This is a genomic window from Psychrobacillus sp. (assembly GCF_056205495.1).
The window spans coordinates 1-13,131 of the sequence record NZ_JBAEAP010000542.1 but is presented as its reverse complement, the minus strand read 5'-3'; the positions used below and the strand labels follow the sequence as shown (position 1 = coordinate 13,131).

General features: G+C 39.0%; 13 protein-coding genes. 11 read left to right on the top strand and 2 right to left on the bottom strand.

Annotated elements, in window-relative coordinates:
* The first annotated feature begins 135 nt into the window (after positions 1 to 135).
* Complete coding sequence (locus AC06OU_RS15305; RefSeq protein WP_475856918.1) at positions 136 to 1,434, top strand: arsenic transporter; 1,299 nt, start codon at positions 136 to 138, stop codon at positions 1,432 to 1,434.
* A 120-nt stretch (positions 1,435 to 1,554) separates the two neighbouring features.
* Here the strand turns inward: AC06OU_RS15305 and AC06OU_RS15300 are convergent, their stop codons facing one another.
* Positions 1,555 to 2,145 carry a TetR/AcrR family transcriptional regulator gene (locus AC06OU_RS15300; protein ID WP_298473697.1) on the bottom strand — a complete coding sequence of 197 codons (591 nt, stop codon included), beginning with the start codon at positions 2,143 to 2,145 and terminating at the stop codon, positions 1,555 to 1,557.
* A gap of 153 nt (positions 2,146 to 2,298) precedes the next feature.
* Between AC06OU_RS15300 and AC06OU_RS15295 the strand changes: the two genes are divergently transcribed.
* The 7 genes from AC06OU_RS15295 (at position 2,299) to AC06OU_RS15265 (ending at position 9,925) form a co-directional block, all read left to right on the top strand.
* On the top strand, positions 2,299 to 3,057 hold the full coding sequence (locus AC06OU_RS15295; protein ID WP_475856917.1) for an SDR family oxidoreductase: 759 nt from the start codon (positions 2,299 to 2,301) through the stop codon (positions 3,055 to 3,057).
* Positions 3,058 to 3,300: 243 nt separating this feature from the next.
* Positions 3,301 to 4,020, top strand: coding sequence for a PspA/IM30 family protein (locus AC06OU_RS15290; RefSeq protein ID WP_475856916.1), 720 nt, complete (start codon positions 3,301 to 3,303; stop codon positions 4,018 to 4,020).
* A 77-nt stretch (positions 4,021 to 4,097) separates the two neighbouring features.
* Positions 4,098 to 5,126 (top strand): TFIIB-type zinc ribbon-containing protein, encoded by a 1,029-nt coding sequence (locus AC06OU_RS15285; protein ID WP_475856914.1) that lies wholly within the window; start codon positions 4,098 to 4,100, stop codon positions 5,124 to 5,126.
* Positions 5,120 to 5,896, top strand: coding sequence for a TPM domain-containing protein (locus AC06OU_RS15280; RefSeq protein WP_475856913.1), 777 nt, complete (start codon positions 5,120 to 5,122; stop codon positions 5,894 to 5,896). Before AC06OU_RS15285 ends, AC06OU_RS15280 begins: the two co-directional genes overlap by 7 nt.
* A gap of 37 nt (positions 5,897 to 5,933) precedes the next feature.
* Positions 5,934 to 6,935 (top strand): SPFH domain-containing protein, encoded by a 1,002-nt coding sequence (locus AC06OU_RS15275; RefSeq protein ID WP_475856912.1) that lies wholly within the window; start codon positions 5,934 to 5,936, stop codon positions 6,933 to 6,935.
* An 82-nt stretch (positions 6,936 to 7,017) separates the two neighbouring features.
* Entirely contained in the window at positions 7,018 to 7,458 is a 441-nt protein-coding gene (locus AC06OU_RS15270; RefSeq protein WP_475856910.1) for an NUDIX hydrolase, read from the top strand.
* 277 nt (positions 7,459 to 7,735) lie between these two features.
* Complete coding sequence (locus tag AC06OU_RS15265) at positions 7,736 to 9,925, top strand: DNA topoisomerase III (RefSeq protein WP_475856908.1); 2,190 nt, start codon at positions 7,736 to 7,738, stop codon at positions 9,923 to 9,925.
* A gap of 95 nt (positions 9,926 to 10,020) precedes the next feature.
* Here the strand turns inward: AC06OU_RS15265 and AC06OU_RS15260 are convergent, their stop codons facing one another.
* Positions 10,021 to 10,176 (bottom strand): hypothetical protein, encoded by a 156-nt coding sequence (locus AC06OU_RS15260; RefSeq protein ID WP_475856907.1) that lies wholly within the window; start codon positions 10,174 to 10,176, stop codon positions 10,021 to 10,023.
* Positions 10,177 to 10,330: 154 nt separating this feature from the next.
* On the opposite strand from AC06OU_RS15260, the gene AC06OU_RS15255 reads away from it, so the two are divergent.
* From AC06OU_RS15255 to AC06OU_RS15245, 3 genes are all read left to right on the top strand, one after another.
* Positions 10,331 to 10,660 carry a metal-sensing transcriptional repressor gene (locus AC06OU_RS15255; protein ID WP_340885589.1) on the top strand — a complete coding sequence of 110 codons (330 nt, stop codon included), beginning with the start codon at positions 10,331 to 10,333 and terminating at the stop codon, positions 10,658 to 10,660.
* Positions 10,661 to 10,671: 11 nt separating this feature from the next.
* Positions 10,672 to 10,881: a copper chaperone CopZ gene (copZ, locus tag AC06OU_RS15250; RefSeq protein ID WP_475856904.1), complete on the top strand. Its 210-nt coding sequence runs from the start codon at positions 10,672 to 10,674 to the stop codon at positions 10,879 to 10,881.
* A gap of 77 nt (positions 10,882 to 10,958) precedes the next feature.
* A partial coding sequence (locus AC06OU_RS15245; protein ID WP_475856903.1) for a heavy metal translocating P-type ATPase occupies positions 10,959 to 13,131 on the top strand: 2,173 nt, incomplete at its 3' end.

Sequence of the window (13,131 nt, the reverse complement as noted above, 5' to 3'; positions counted from 1 at the left end):
CCGAACTATTTAAAGCGCTCAGCATCCATCAGAATAAAGTGAGAGTATAGGCAACAATTTGAAGGCACCTATTTACTATATCCACTCAACCGATTATAGTAATATTATTTGATTCGTTCGTAGTGGAGGGTTTTTATGGTTTCAACTGTATTAGCAATTATCATTTTTATTATCACTCTCGCATTAGTTATTTTACAGCCTAGAAATTTGTCCATCGGCTGGTCTGCATGCGGGGGGGCGGTAGTAGCCCTTCTAGTTGGAGTAGTTGATTTACAGGATGTACTCGATGTGACAAGTATCGTATGGAATGCGACTCTTGCGTTTATAGGAATCATTATTATTTCCTTAATTTTAGATGAGATAGGATTTTTTGAGTGGTCTGCACTCCATGTAGCGAGGGCTGCAAAAGGTAATGGAGTCCGCATGTTTATATTTGTAACTGTTTTAGGTGCTGTAGTTTCCGCTTTGTTTGCCAATGACGGAGCTGCACTAATTTTAACTCCAATTGTTCTAGCGATGGTACGCAACTTGAACTTCAATGAAAAAATGGTTTTTCCGTTTATCATGGCGAGTGGATTTATCGCAGATACTACGTCACTTCCATTTGTCATAAGTAATCTAGTCAACATTGTATCTGCTGACTTTTTCGGAATTGGATTTGTGGAGTATGCATCCAGAATGATTGTGCCTAACTTATTTTCGTTGGTAGCTAGTATCCTCGTGCTTTATTTATTCTTCCGAAAAAGTATTCCCAAAAATTATGACACCGCTGATTTGAAGAGTCCGATGGAAGCAGTAAAAGATGTGAAAATGTTCATGCTATCTTGGTATGTATTAGCGATCTTACTGATAGGCTACTTCTCTAGCGAATTTATTGGAGTACCTGTTTCCTTTGTAGTGGGGATTATTTCAATTTTCTTCTTATTTATGGCTAGAAGAAGCCCTTCAATTGAAACGGGCAAAATTATTAAGGGAGCACCTTGGAATATTGTTTTCTTTTCAATTGGAATGTACGTGGTTGTTTATGGACTACAAAACGTCGGGATGACTTCGATCTTAGCGGATGTAATCCAATCCGCAGCAGACCAGGGTCTTTTCGTTGGAACAATATCGATGGGCTTTATAGCAGCTATACTTTCTTCCGTAATGAATAATCTTCCGACAGTCATGATTGATGCATTAGCCATCGCGGAAACATCCACAACTGGAATTATGCGTGAAGCTCTTATTTATGCAAACGTTATAGGCTCTGATCTTGGACCAAAAATTACCCCAATTGGCTCGCTTGCCACATTAATATGGCTGCATGTGCTATCTAGAAAAGGAGTAAAAGTTTCCTGGGGCACCTACTTTAAAGTAGGAATCGTTCTTACTGTACCAACCCTTTTTATAACGCTGGTAGGTCTCTATATTTGGCTACTCATTATTTTATAAAAAAACGTCTGAGTTTATCGCTCAGACGTTTTTTATATGGAGCGTTGCGAGGTTTATCACTGTTGGCCAAAATTTATCGTGGCTTAACGATTTTTTCCCAATTCTTAGCCCATGCATGATTTAGTTTGCATCCCCTTGCTTATTCGGGAACCAGTTGAGTGAATTGGAAAAAGAGTAGAGATACTCGTTTAGCTCGTCAGGAGAGGTAGCAAATTGTTTGCTATGCCATTCCACTAAAATACCCATAATGGCGTTGGTTTGGTAGCTAACAAAATACTCCATTTTTTCATCTGGAAGGTAGTCGATAGAATTCATCGTCATTTCCTTCATCATTTTTCGGATCGCGTGAAATAACTTGTAATAGTACTTAACAGGATTGGCTTCATCAAAAATGATTTGGTAAAACCCTTCATACCTTTTTACGTGATGAAAGATAATAATCATATCGGATTTTAAATTTTGTATATTAAAGTCAGTTTGATGATATGGCTCTTCATAAGACTTTCTTAAGTCATCTATGATTTCCTCGAAATAGCTTTCAAAAACACCATGTACATTTTGATAGTGAAGGTAAAAGGTGCCTCTGTTAATTTTGGCACACCGACAAAGCTCGGCAATATTAATGGATTCCAATGGTTTAGTTTTCAGTAGTATTAGAAGGGCATTCCGCAGGCTTTCCTGTGTTTTAATAATTCGTAAATCAGTTTTCATTATTTTCCTCCAAATGATAATAAACATATTTTTGGATTTCGTCCTATAATGTACATTTTTAGATTTTGTGTTGTTTGTGAAAAGTAGTTAGATTAAGTATAATTTTAAATGAACAGGTGTACAATAAAATATCCTTGAAGGAGGCAAAATTTAATGAAATTACAAGACAAAGTAGCTATCGTAACTGGAGCAGCATCAGGTATGGGTAAAGCAATCGCAGAAGGCTATGCAGCAGAAGGCGCAAAAGTTGTCGTATCCGATATGAATTTAGAGGGCGCGAAAGCGGTTGCAGAAGCAATCACTGCTAATGGCGGGACTGCATTTGCTATCGATACAAATGTAACAAAAGATGATGATCTTGCTCGTCTGTTTGACGAAACGGTTAAAACGTATGGCAAGTTAGACATTTTAGTAAATAACGCTGGAATTATGGATGGTATGGAGCCAGTAAATGAAATTTCAGATGCACGCTGGGATATGGTATTTGCGGTAAATACTACAGCAACTATGAAAACAATGCGTATTGCAACTGACCTTTTCTTAAAACAAGGTAGTGGTGTAATTGTAAACAATATTTCTGCAGGTGGACTATATGGAGGTCGTGCTGGGGCAGCGTATACGGCTTCTAAGCATGCAGTTGTTGGCTTAACGAAAAACACAGCATTCATGTTTGCGGATAAAGGAATTCGTTGTAATGGTATTGCACCAGGAGCAGTAATTACAAACATTTCTTCTTCTATGAACAACGTGAGCCCATACGGAGCTGGAAAACAACAACTAGGTATGCCATTAAACCCACGTGCTGGACAACCTGAAGAAATTGCGAAGCTTGCTATTTTCTTAGGCTCTGAAGATGCTAGCTTCATCAATGGTGTAGTAGTAACAGCTGATGGCGGTTGGACTACTTACTAATAGGTAAAACATTCTGGACCACTGAGGTTAATTTTAACTTCAGTGGTTTTTTGTATTTGTATATAGGATGAAACCTTTGGCTGCATGTTCTCGTATAAAAGATATAACTCATAGGTAAGGCAGCTTAAAAAAGCTCCAATTTAATATGGCAATAAGTATACTATGAACAGAAATACCTTACAGTTGTAGGAGTTATATCCAATTGTTAAACTATAATATAAAACGAATAAGGGAGAGTGCGTAATGGAAATTTTAAGAAGATTCCGTGACATTATGTCGAGTAACATCAATGCTTTATTGGATAAGGCAGAGGATCCAGAAAAAATGATTGACCAATACTTACGCGACCTAAATAGAGATCTTGGTAAAGTAAAATCCGAAACAGCGACAATTATGGCAGCTGAAAAACGTGCGACACGCGAGCTAGAGGAGTGTCAAAAAGATATCGCAAATATGCAAAAGTATGCAATAAAGGCATTAGAAGTTGGTAATGAAGAGGATGCAAGAAAATTCCTGAGTAAAAAGGCAGAATACACGGCGAAGGAAACCGATTTAAATACGGCAAAAGAATTAGCCTCCGCGAATACGGTTCAAATGAGACAAATGCACGATAAGCTAGTAGAGGATATTGGAGAATTGGAATCTAGAAGATCCATTCTTAAAGGAAAAGCTTCTGTAGCCAAAACTCAGAAGAGGGTTAACGAATTTGCGACTTCCGTGGGAGGGGCAACTCGTTCAATGTCTGCATTTGATAAAATGGAAGCTAGAATAAACCAAGAGCTAGATGAAGCAAATGCAATGGCTGAGCTAAACAAAGGCACAGGTGAAAACATTGAGGATCTTGCTTCTAAATACGATACAGATTCAAATGTGGAAAACGAACTTTCTGCACTGAAGGCTCAATTAAACGTGGATGATGAGCTGGCAGCTTTAAAGGAACAGCTACAAACGAAAGAAGAATAGAGTAGACACAATAAATAGGCTGTGGCATACGCTACAGCCTATTTAAAAAACAGTACGAAAAGGCGAGGAGCGAAAAGATGGTTATCCATTATAAATGTCCAAACTGTGGATCCGATATGGAATTTGACAGCACTTCAGGTATGTTGTCCTGTAACAGCTGTGGTAGAAAGGATAACATAGAGGACTTTTCAGATGAGTATATTACGACGACATTTGAGGAGGACGAAGCGAAGCAATACAATTGCAATAACTGTGGAGCTGTCATCATCACGGAGGCAGATACGACAGCCACTAGCTGCAGTTTTTGTGGAGCGGCTGTAGTATTAGGGGACAGATTGTCCGGTGATCTTGCTCCTGCTAAGGTTATTCCCTTTACCATTAATAAGGAACAGGCGATGGAAGCATTTCGTAAATGGTGTAAGAACGGTCGGCTAACACCAGCTGGATTTATGACTGCGGACAGAGTAAAAGGGATCACTGGAATCTATGTGCCCTTTTGGCTGTATGATTTAGATACAAAGGCAAAAGTCGATGCAGTTGGTACAAAGGTGAGAACATATACAAGAGGAGACTATATTTATACGGAAACTAAGTTCTATGATGTATATCGAGATTTAGATCTTAGGTATGTAAAGGTGCCTGTTGATGCATCTGAAAAGCTGGACGATGAGCTAATGGATAAGCTGGAGCCATACGATTACAACAGTCTAAAGGATTTTAGAACCCCTTATTTAGCAGGTTATATTGCGGAAAAATACAATTATACAGACCAGGAACTATTCTCTAGAGTCAAAACGAAGGTGCAGCCATACATAGACAGTTATATTAGCTCTTCAGTTGCTGGTTACTCCTCCGTTCAATATAAAAATAAACAAATTAATACAAATAAGAAAACGGCACACTATGTCCTTTTACCAGTTTGGATGGTTTATTATGATTTTGGCAATAAAGAGCATATTTTTGCTATGAATGGCCAGACAGGAAAAGTAGTAGGAAAGCCACCGCTTAGTATGGGCAAGGTTGCTGGCTGGTTTAGTGGTATAGCTGCCGCGTCCTTTATTATACTGAAGGGCATTTCCTTTGCAGTTGGTGGTGTTCTATGGTGAAAAAGTATTCTATTTTATTCATTGCACTATTCCTTTTATTGCTTCCTATAGGACTAACCGAAGCAGCCGACACAAAGCAACGCGTTTTTGATGAGGCAGGTGTGTTGTCTGCGAGTGAAGTAGAAGCACTTGAGAAACTTTCATCCGAATATAGTGAGAAAAACGAAACAGATTTTGTATTTCTTACTACTGATGGAGCAGATGATAAGGGACTAGATACTTACGTAGAAGACTTTGCAGATCGTACAGGGATTGGCTATGGAAAGCACAATGGCAGTGCTGCCATTGTAGGTATAGATATGGTCAATAGAGATGTTGTATTAAGGGGCTTCGATAAAGCTAAAGAATACCTTGATGATCAAAGAATGGGCTTACTCATAGATAAAATTACGCCTGCGTTATCTGCAGGAAGCTATTACGATGCATTTAGTGATTTTATCCTTACTGCGGATAAATATATGGAATATAAACCTGGTGTAAATCCAGAAAGTATCCTTTTCAAATGGTGGTTCCAGCTTGGAGCTTCTCTAGCTCTTGGCGGTATAATTGTTGGTATGATGGCATTTAACTCGGGAGGTAGGGTAACAGTTAATAGTAGAACCTACTTTGAAGAAAATAATTCAAGAATAAACAGTAAGCGTGATCTCTTCGTCAATCAAACGGTTTCCAAAGTAAAGAAGCCTACGAACAATAATAATGGTGGAGGAAGCAGTGGTGGCGGAGTTACAAGTGGTGGTAGATCATTTAGCGGAAGCAGTGGGAAATTTTAACGGTTAAAGCTTACTTAGTCATGAAAGGAATGAGGATATGTCTTTTTTTAGGAATCAATTTTCAGATGTGGTGGAATGGCGAGAATTCAGAGAAGATATGATTTTTTGGAAGTGGAGCAATGAAGAGATTAAGAAAGGTAGTAAGCTAATCATTCGACCTGGTCAGGACGCTGTCTTTTTTAATGGCGGACGCATCGAAGGAGTCTTTGAGGACGACGGCCAATATGATATTGAGTCACAAATCATACCGTTTCTTTCTACGTTAAAAGGGTTTAGATTTGGATTTAACAGTGGGATGCGCGTGGAGGTCCTTTTCGTCAATACGAAGGAATTTACCGTAAAATGGGGGACACAAAATCCAATCAATATTCCAACGCCTCAGATGCCAGGTGGAATGCCGATTCGAGCTAATGGAACATTCAACTTTAAAGTAAATGACTACATGGCTCTGATTGACAAGATTGCTGGCGTTCGCACAAGCTATCTAGTAGAGGATATTAAAATTCGTATTACCTCTGTTTTAGATCAGCTATTAATGAAATGGATTAGCAAAGAAGGCAAGGATATGTTTAACCTTCAGGCTAATGCCTCAGATATAGCTAGCGGTATTAAAGACGATTTAGACATGCAAATCATGGATATGGGGATGAAAATCACTGGCTTCCATATTATGAGCTTCAATTATCCTAAGGAGATTCAAGATATGATTACTAAAAATGCTTCTCATGGCATGATTGGAGATCTCTCGAAATATCAGCAGGTTTCTGTTACAGATGCAATGGCCTCTGGAAAGCTTTCTGGATCAGGCACGGCTTCAGACATGGCAGGAATGATGATGGGTATGAACATGGCAAATGAAATGATGAAAAACATGAACCAAAGTAACCCGAGCCAAGGTCAAAGCCAGTCTTCATCACAAAATAACCAATCGAGCAGTGGAAACTCAAGCAATGGTCAAATGCCAAACTTCTGTCCAAACTGTGGACAAAAAACAACTGGTGCCAACTTCTGTCCGAACTGTGGACAAAAGCTAGTTTAATCAAAAGGGATAATCAACCTGTGTAGGGTAGATTATCCCTTTATTGTGGGTTATTTATAATATAGGGATTGGGGAGAAATTCGTGGAAAATATAAAGGTGGTTTATGTACTTCTTTTCAATGAAAGTGGTAAGCAGGTTTTAATGGTAAAAAACACAGGAGATCATGGCTCTTACTATACACTGCCAGGAGGAAGAGTAGAAAAAGGAGAAACGATAAAGGAAGCAGCAATTCGAGAGGCTAAAGAGGAGACAGGACTAGACATAGAAATTGATGGGATTATTTCTGTAAATGAAGCGTTTTTTGAAGATATAAAACACCATACACTTTTTATCACCTTTAAAGGGAAACCTATAGGAGGAGAGATTACTCTTTCCCGTCCAGACGAGATTGAGGAAATTGTATGGATGGACGTTGCTTCAGCTGAAAAGATTATACATATACCTAAGGAGCTAGAAGGGTTATTGATTAAACAGTCTACGGTACCATATTTTAATAGAGGTAAGGTAACTCATAAATACTGAAAATATATAAATAGTGGGGATCAGGTTTTCTTCAAGCCAAGCTCTCTGTAAGGGTCCCAAAACGAGTTAGGCAAACATCAATTCCTCACCATGATATGATACCGGTGATAAATCTTGACGAACGGTGATAAAACTACTGTGAACGGTGATAAATCTCGCTAAGTGGTGATAACCCCCTCCGAACGGTGATAAAACCAAGTAACTCTAGCGCTGCTAACTGAATCTAACGAAAACCTATGCTATATTATTCATAGGGATTTACGAAAGGATGTTTGGAATGGCAAGACGCTTAGTATTAGCAGAAAAACCATCTGTGGCAAGAGATATTGCAAGAGTACTTAAATGTGATAAAAAAGGAAATGGCTATATAGAGGGTAAAGATTATGTAGTGACTTGGGCTCTAGGGCACCTCGTAACATTAGCAGACCCAGAAAGCTATGATGTTAAATATAAAACATGGAATTTAGAAGATTTACCGATGTTACCAGAAAGCCTTAAACTGACTGTGATTAAACAATCAGGTAAACAATATAATGCTGTTAAATCGCAGCTTACACGTGGTGATATTAATGAAATTATTATTGCTACCGATGCTGGACGAGAAGGTGAGCTAGTTGCGCGCTGGATTATCGCTAAAGCAAAGGTGAATAAGCCAGTTAAACGTCTTTGGATTTCATCCGTAACAGATAAAGCGATCAAGGATGGCTTTGCAAACTTAAAACCAGGTAAAGCATATGAAAATCTTTATGCTTCCGCAGTAGCCCGTTCTGAGGCAGATTGGTACATCGGGCTTAATGCCAGCCGTGCACTATCTACCAAATTCAATGCACAGCTTAATTGTGGACGAGTTCAGACGCCAGTAGTGGCGATTATCGCAAAGCGTGAGGATGAGATCAAGCATTTCAAGGCTCAAACCTACTATGGAATTGAAGCGCAAACAGTAGATAATTTAAAGCTTACTTGGCAGGATGCAAAAGGAAATGGTCGTAGCTTTGAAAAAGAAAAAGTGGACGCAATCGTGAAAAAGCTTGGTAAAGGCAACGCTACCGTAACAGAAATTGAGAAAAAGCCGAAGAAGTCATTTGCCCCTGGTCTGTATGATTTAACTGAGCTGCAACGTGATGCCAATAAAATCTTTGGCTACTCTGCAAAAGATACGTTGAATATTATGCAAAAGCTGTATGAGCAACACAAGGTATTAACTTATCCACGTACAGATTCACGATTCATCTCGTCTGATATTGTAAGTACACTCCCAGAACGTTTGAAAGCCTGCGCGGTGGGTGAATATCGACCATTAGCCAATAAAATCTTAAGCAAGCCTATTAAGGTTACTAAATCCTTTGTAGATGATAGTAAGGTTTCCGACCACCATGCAATTATACCAACAGAAGGTTATGTGAACTTTTCGGCCTTTAATGATAAGGAACGTAAAATTTACGATTTAGTTGTAAAACGTTTCCTAGCGGTGATGTTCCCTGCATTTGAGTACGAACAATTAACGTTGCGTGCGAAAATTGGTGACGAGAACTTTGTTGCTAGAGGAAAAACGATTTTAGTGAGTGGTTGGAAAGAAGTTTATCAAAACCATATGGAAGATGAGTCAACGGAGGATTTAAAGGAACAGATCTTACCACGCATCGAAAAGGGAGATTCTTTAAATGTTAAGTTAATAGCTCAAACGTCTGGTCAAACAAAACCACCTGCACGTTTCAATGAAGCTACGTTACTAACTGCAATGGAAAACCCTACAAAATATATGGAAACGCAGGATAAACAGCTCGCGGACACGTTAAAATCCACTGGTGGACTAGGGACAGTTGCAACTCGTGCGGATATCATCGATAAGCTATTCAACTCATTTTTAATTGAGAAGCGTGGGAAAGATATTCATATTACATCAAAAGGCCGTCAGCTGCTTGACCTAGTACCTGAAGAGTTAAAATCTCCGACGTTAACTGGTGAGTGGGAGCAAAAGCTGGAAGCAATCGCTAAAGGGAAGTTGAAAAAAGAAGTATTCATAGCCGAAATGAAGAATTATACGAAAGAAATCGTTTCTGATATTAAAGGCAGTAATAAAAAATATAAGCACGACAATATATCCACTAAAACTTGTCCTGACTGTGGAAAACCTATGCTGGAAGTGAACGGCAAAAAAGGTAAGATGCTTGTGTGCCAAGATCGGGAATGTGGTCATCGTAAAAATGTGGCACGCGTGACTAACGCTCGTTGTCCGCAATGTAAGAAAAAGTTAGAGCTTCGCGGAGAAGGCGATGGTCAAATCTTCGTATGTAAATGTGGTCACCGTGAGAAGCTATCTGCTTTTGAGGCTCGTCGTAAAAAAGAAGGCGGCGGTAAAGTAGATAAAAAATCAGTGCAGCAGTACTTGAAAAAACAAAATAAAGAAGAAGAACCGATCAATAATGCATTTGCGGATTTATTAAAAGGTATAAAATTCGATAAGTAATTATAAAAGATGAGTTGTGTCATATTTGACCAGCTCATTTTTGGTACATAGAAAATGCTCATTAAAACACAAAAAAGACCTTCTTCAAGGTCTAGTTATTTTAGTTCGCCATTTACATGTTCCCGAATGATAAGTAATTCAATAACATCTTGTGAGGAATAGGAATATGGTGCATTTTCAGGTATGAGTTCATTGAATTGTCTTACTAGGTCATTAAGGATATCTACATAAAAATCATTTAAGTTTATCATTTTGTTCTCCTTTTTCTTTTTTAGAAGCATGAACTATTCTATTTCATTTTATTCATCCGACTTCAATTTATTATTCTCAAAAATTTCAAATCATTTTATTTGCATACCCCTAAAGGGTATCATATACTGTAAATAAGAATAGGAGGTTGGTTACTTGGACAATGTAATAGAGGAAAATACAATATTACCAACTGATTTGTCCTGTAGGAAAAGTCACCATCCTGAGCATGTAAAAAAAGATTTAACCAATAGACTGAATCGGGTGGAAGGTCAAATCCGGGGTATTAAAGGAATGGTTGAGAAGGATATCTATTGTGATGATATTATCACTCAGCTGTCGGCAACTCAGTCGGCTTTAAATAGTGTCGCTAAAGTTCTTTTGCAAGGGCATTTAAAAGGTTGCGTAGCTGAAAGACTAGCAGAAGGCGATGAAGAAGTATTAGATGAATTACTTGTGACGATTCAAAAACTAATGAGAAAATAGGAGGAATGGAAATGTTAAATCAAGTTACATTAGAAGTTAAAGGTATGTCATGTGGACATTGCGTTAAGTCAGTAGAAACAAGTGTAGGTAATCTGGATGGCGTAGAGCAAGTAAAAGTCTATTTGGAATCAGGCAAAGTAGATGTTTCCTATGAAGAAGAAAAAGTTACTCTAGCTAAAATTAAAGATGCGATCGATGAGCAAGGCTACGATGTTCAATAATAGAAAGAGTGCTAATTAGCACTCTCTTTATTTAATCTGAATATACCCCCTAGTCGTATGTGAGGAGAGGTAACGAAATGGATAATAACATAAAGCAGACCAGCTATAAAATTACAGGGATGACCTGTGCAGCCTGCTCTGCGAGAATTGAAAAGGTTATTAACAAAATGGACGGTGTTGAAGTAGCTAATGTTAATTTGGCACTAGAGAAATCTGTCATTAAATATGATCCGGAGAAAGTAACAGAGGAAGACTTTGAGAAAAAAATTGAGGCACTTGGTTATGGTGTGGTGAAAGAGAAAAAAGAATTTGCTATTACCGGTATGACTTGTGCAGCATGCTCAGCCCGTATTGAAAAAGGTTTAAATAGATTAGAAGGTGTAAGCTCTGCCAATGTGAACCTGGCGCTAGAACGAGCAACTGTAGAATTTAACCCTTCCAATCTTACGGTAAATGACATTATCGAAAAGGTAGAAAAGCTAGGGTATGGGGCAATTATAAAATCTGAGGATAAAGAACCGGTTGACTACCGAGAGGAAGCAATCAAGAAGCAAAAGACAAAGTTTATTATTGCGGCGATCTTTTCTTTGCCACTTCTATGGACGATGGTCGGTCATTTTTCTTTTACAACGTTTCTATATGTACCTGAATTTTTGATGAATCCGTGGGTGCAAATGGCACTAGCAACACCTGTTCAATTTATCATTGGGGGACAGTTTTATATTAGTGCTTACAAAGCGTTGAAAAATGGTAGTGCTAATATGGATGTCCTTGTCGTGTTAGGTACATCGGCGGCTTATTTTTATAGTGTTTATCAAGCTATTATAACAGTCGGTGAACACCATTCCGCTCAGCTTTACTTTGAAACAAGTGCGGTCCTTATTACGCTTATTTTATTAGGAAAGTTATTCGAAGCGAAGGCGAAGGGACGTTCATCAGAGGCCATCAAAAAATTGATGGGTCTTCAAGCGAAAACAGCATTGGTTCTAAGAGATGGTTCTGAGTTAATGATTCCTATTGAGGAAGTGCTAGTAGGTGACACAATCCTTGTGAAGCCAGGGGAAAAAATTCCGGTCGATGGAATAGTAGTAGATGGAAATAGTGCAGTGGATGAATCCATGCTAACCGGAGAGAGTATACCTGTTGATAAAGTACCTGGAGCTTCATTGTTTGGGTCAACTATCAATAAAAACGGATCCATTCAAATGCAGGCAACAAAAATCGGGAGAGACACCGCGCTTGCCCAAATTATTAAAGTAGTAGAGGACGCTCAAGGCTCAAAAGCTCCTATTCAGCGTTTGGCAGATAAAATCTCGGGGATTTTCGTTCCGATTGTAGTAGGAATTGCAATTGTTACATTTCTCATTTGGTTCTTCCTCGTCGATCCCGGAGAGATTACACCAGCACTGGAAGCATTAATAGCAGTACTCGTCATAGCGTGTCCCTGTGCGTTAGGCCTTGCAACACCTACTTCGATAATGGCTGGCTCTGGTCGTGCTGCAGAGTTTGGAATATTGTTTAAGGGTGGCGAACATTTAGAAACTACCCACCATATTGATACGGTGGTTGTAGACAAAACCGGCACAGTCACTTATGGGAAGCCGAAGCTAACAGATGTAATGGTGGCAGAGGGAATAAAAGAACTCGACTTTCTTTCATATATCGGGGCTGCTGAAAAACAGTCTGAACATCCTCTGGCAGAGGCGATTGTAGATGGCATAAAAGTACGTGAGATAACGCTGGAGCAAGTCACATCCTTCGAGGCAATTCCTGGATTCGGTGTAAAAGCAGTGATCAATGAGAAGGAAGTGCTAGTTGGAACTAAAAAATTAATGAATCAAAACAATGTCCAAATAGCACCCATTCTTAATCAAATGGAAGAATTAGAGGCACAAGGAAAGACAGCTATGCTAGCAAGTATAAATGGGAAGTACGCTGGTATGATAGCTGTTGCTGATACCATTAAGGAATCTTCCATTCAGGCAATTCAACGATTGAAGGATATGAACATTGAGGTCATGATGATCACAGGGGATAATCAGCTAACAGCTGCGGCAATAGGAAAACAGGCAGGAATTGAGCATGTTATAGCGGAGGTGCTTCCTGAAGGCAAGGCTGAGGAAATTAAAAAGCTGCAATCCTTGGGGAAAAAAGTAGCGATGGTTGGAGACGGCATCAATGATGCACCTGCATTAGCAGTTGCCAATATAGGAATGGCAATCGGCACAGGAACAGATGTAGCCATGGAGG

Coding starts and splice junctions, on each gene's coding strand:
- AC06OU_RS15305 (WP_475856918.1), top strand. CDS start 136: ATGGTTTCAACTGTATTAGCAATTATCATTTTTATTATCACTCTCGCA.
- AC06OU_RS15300 (WP_298473697.1), bottom strand. CDS start 2,145: ATGAAAACTGATTTACGAATTATTAAAACACAGGAAAGCCTGCGGAAT.
- AC06OU_RS15295 (WP_475856917.1), top strand. CDS start 2,299: ATGAAATTACAAGACAAAGTAGCTATCGTAACTGGAGCAGCATCAGGT.
- AC06OU_RS15290 (WP_475856916.1), top strand. CDS start 3,301: ATGGAAATTTTAAGAAGATTCCGTGACATTATGTCGAGTAACATCAAT.
- AC06OU_RS15285 (WP_475856914.1), top strand. CDS start 4,098: ATGGTTATCCATTATAAATGTCCAAACTGTGGATCCGATATGGAATTT.
- AC06OU_RS15280 (WP_475856913.1), top strand. CDS start 5,120: ATGGTGAAAAAGTATTCTATTTTATTCATTGCACTATTCCTTTTATTG.
- AC06OU_RS15275 (WP_475856912.1), top strand. CDS start 5,934: ATGTCTTTTTTTAGGAATCAATTTTCAGATGTGGTGGAATGGCGAGAA.
- AC06OU_RS15265 (WP_475856908.1), top strand. CDS start 7,736: ATGGCAAGACGCTTAGTATTAGCAGAAAAACCATCTGTGGCAAGAGAT.
- AC06OU_RS15260 (WP_475856907.1), bottom strand. CDS start 10,176: ATGATAAACTTAAATGATTTTTATGTAGATATCCTTAATGACCTAGTA.
- copZ (WP_475856904.1), top strand. CDS start 10,672: ATGTTAAATCAAGTTACATTAGAAGTTAAAGGTATGTCATGTGGACAT.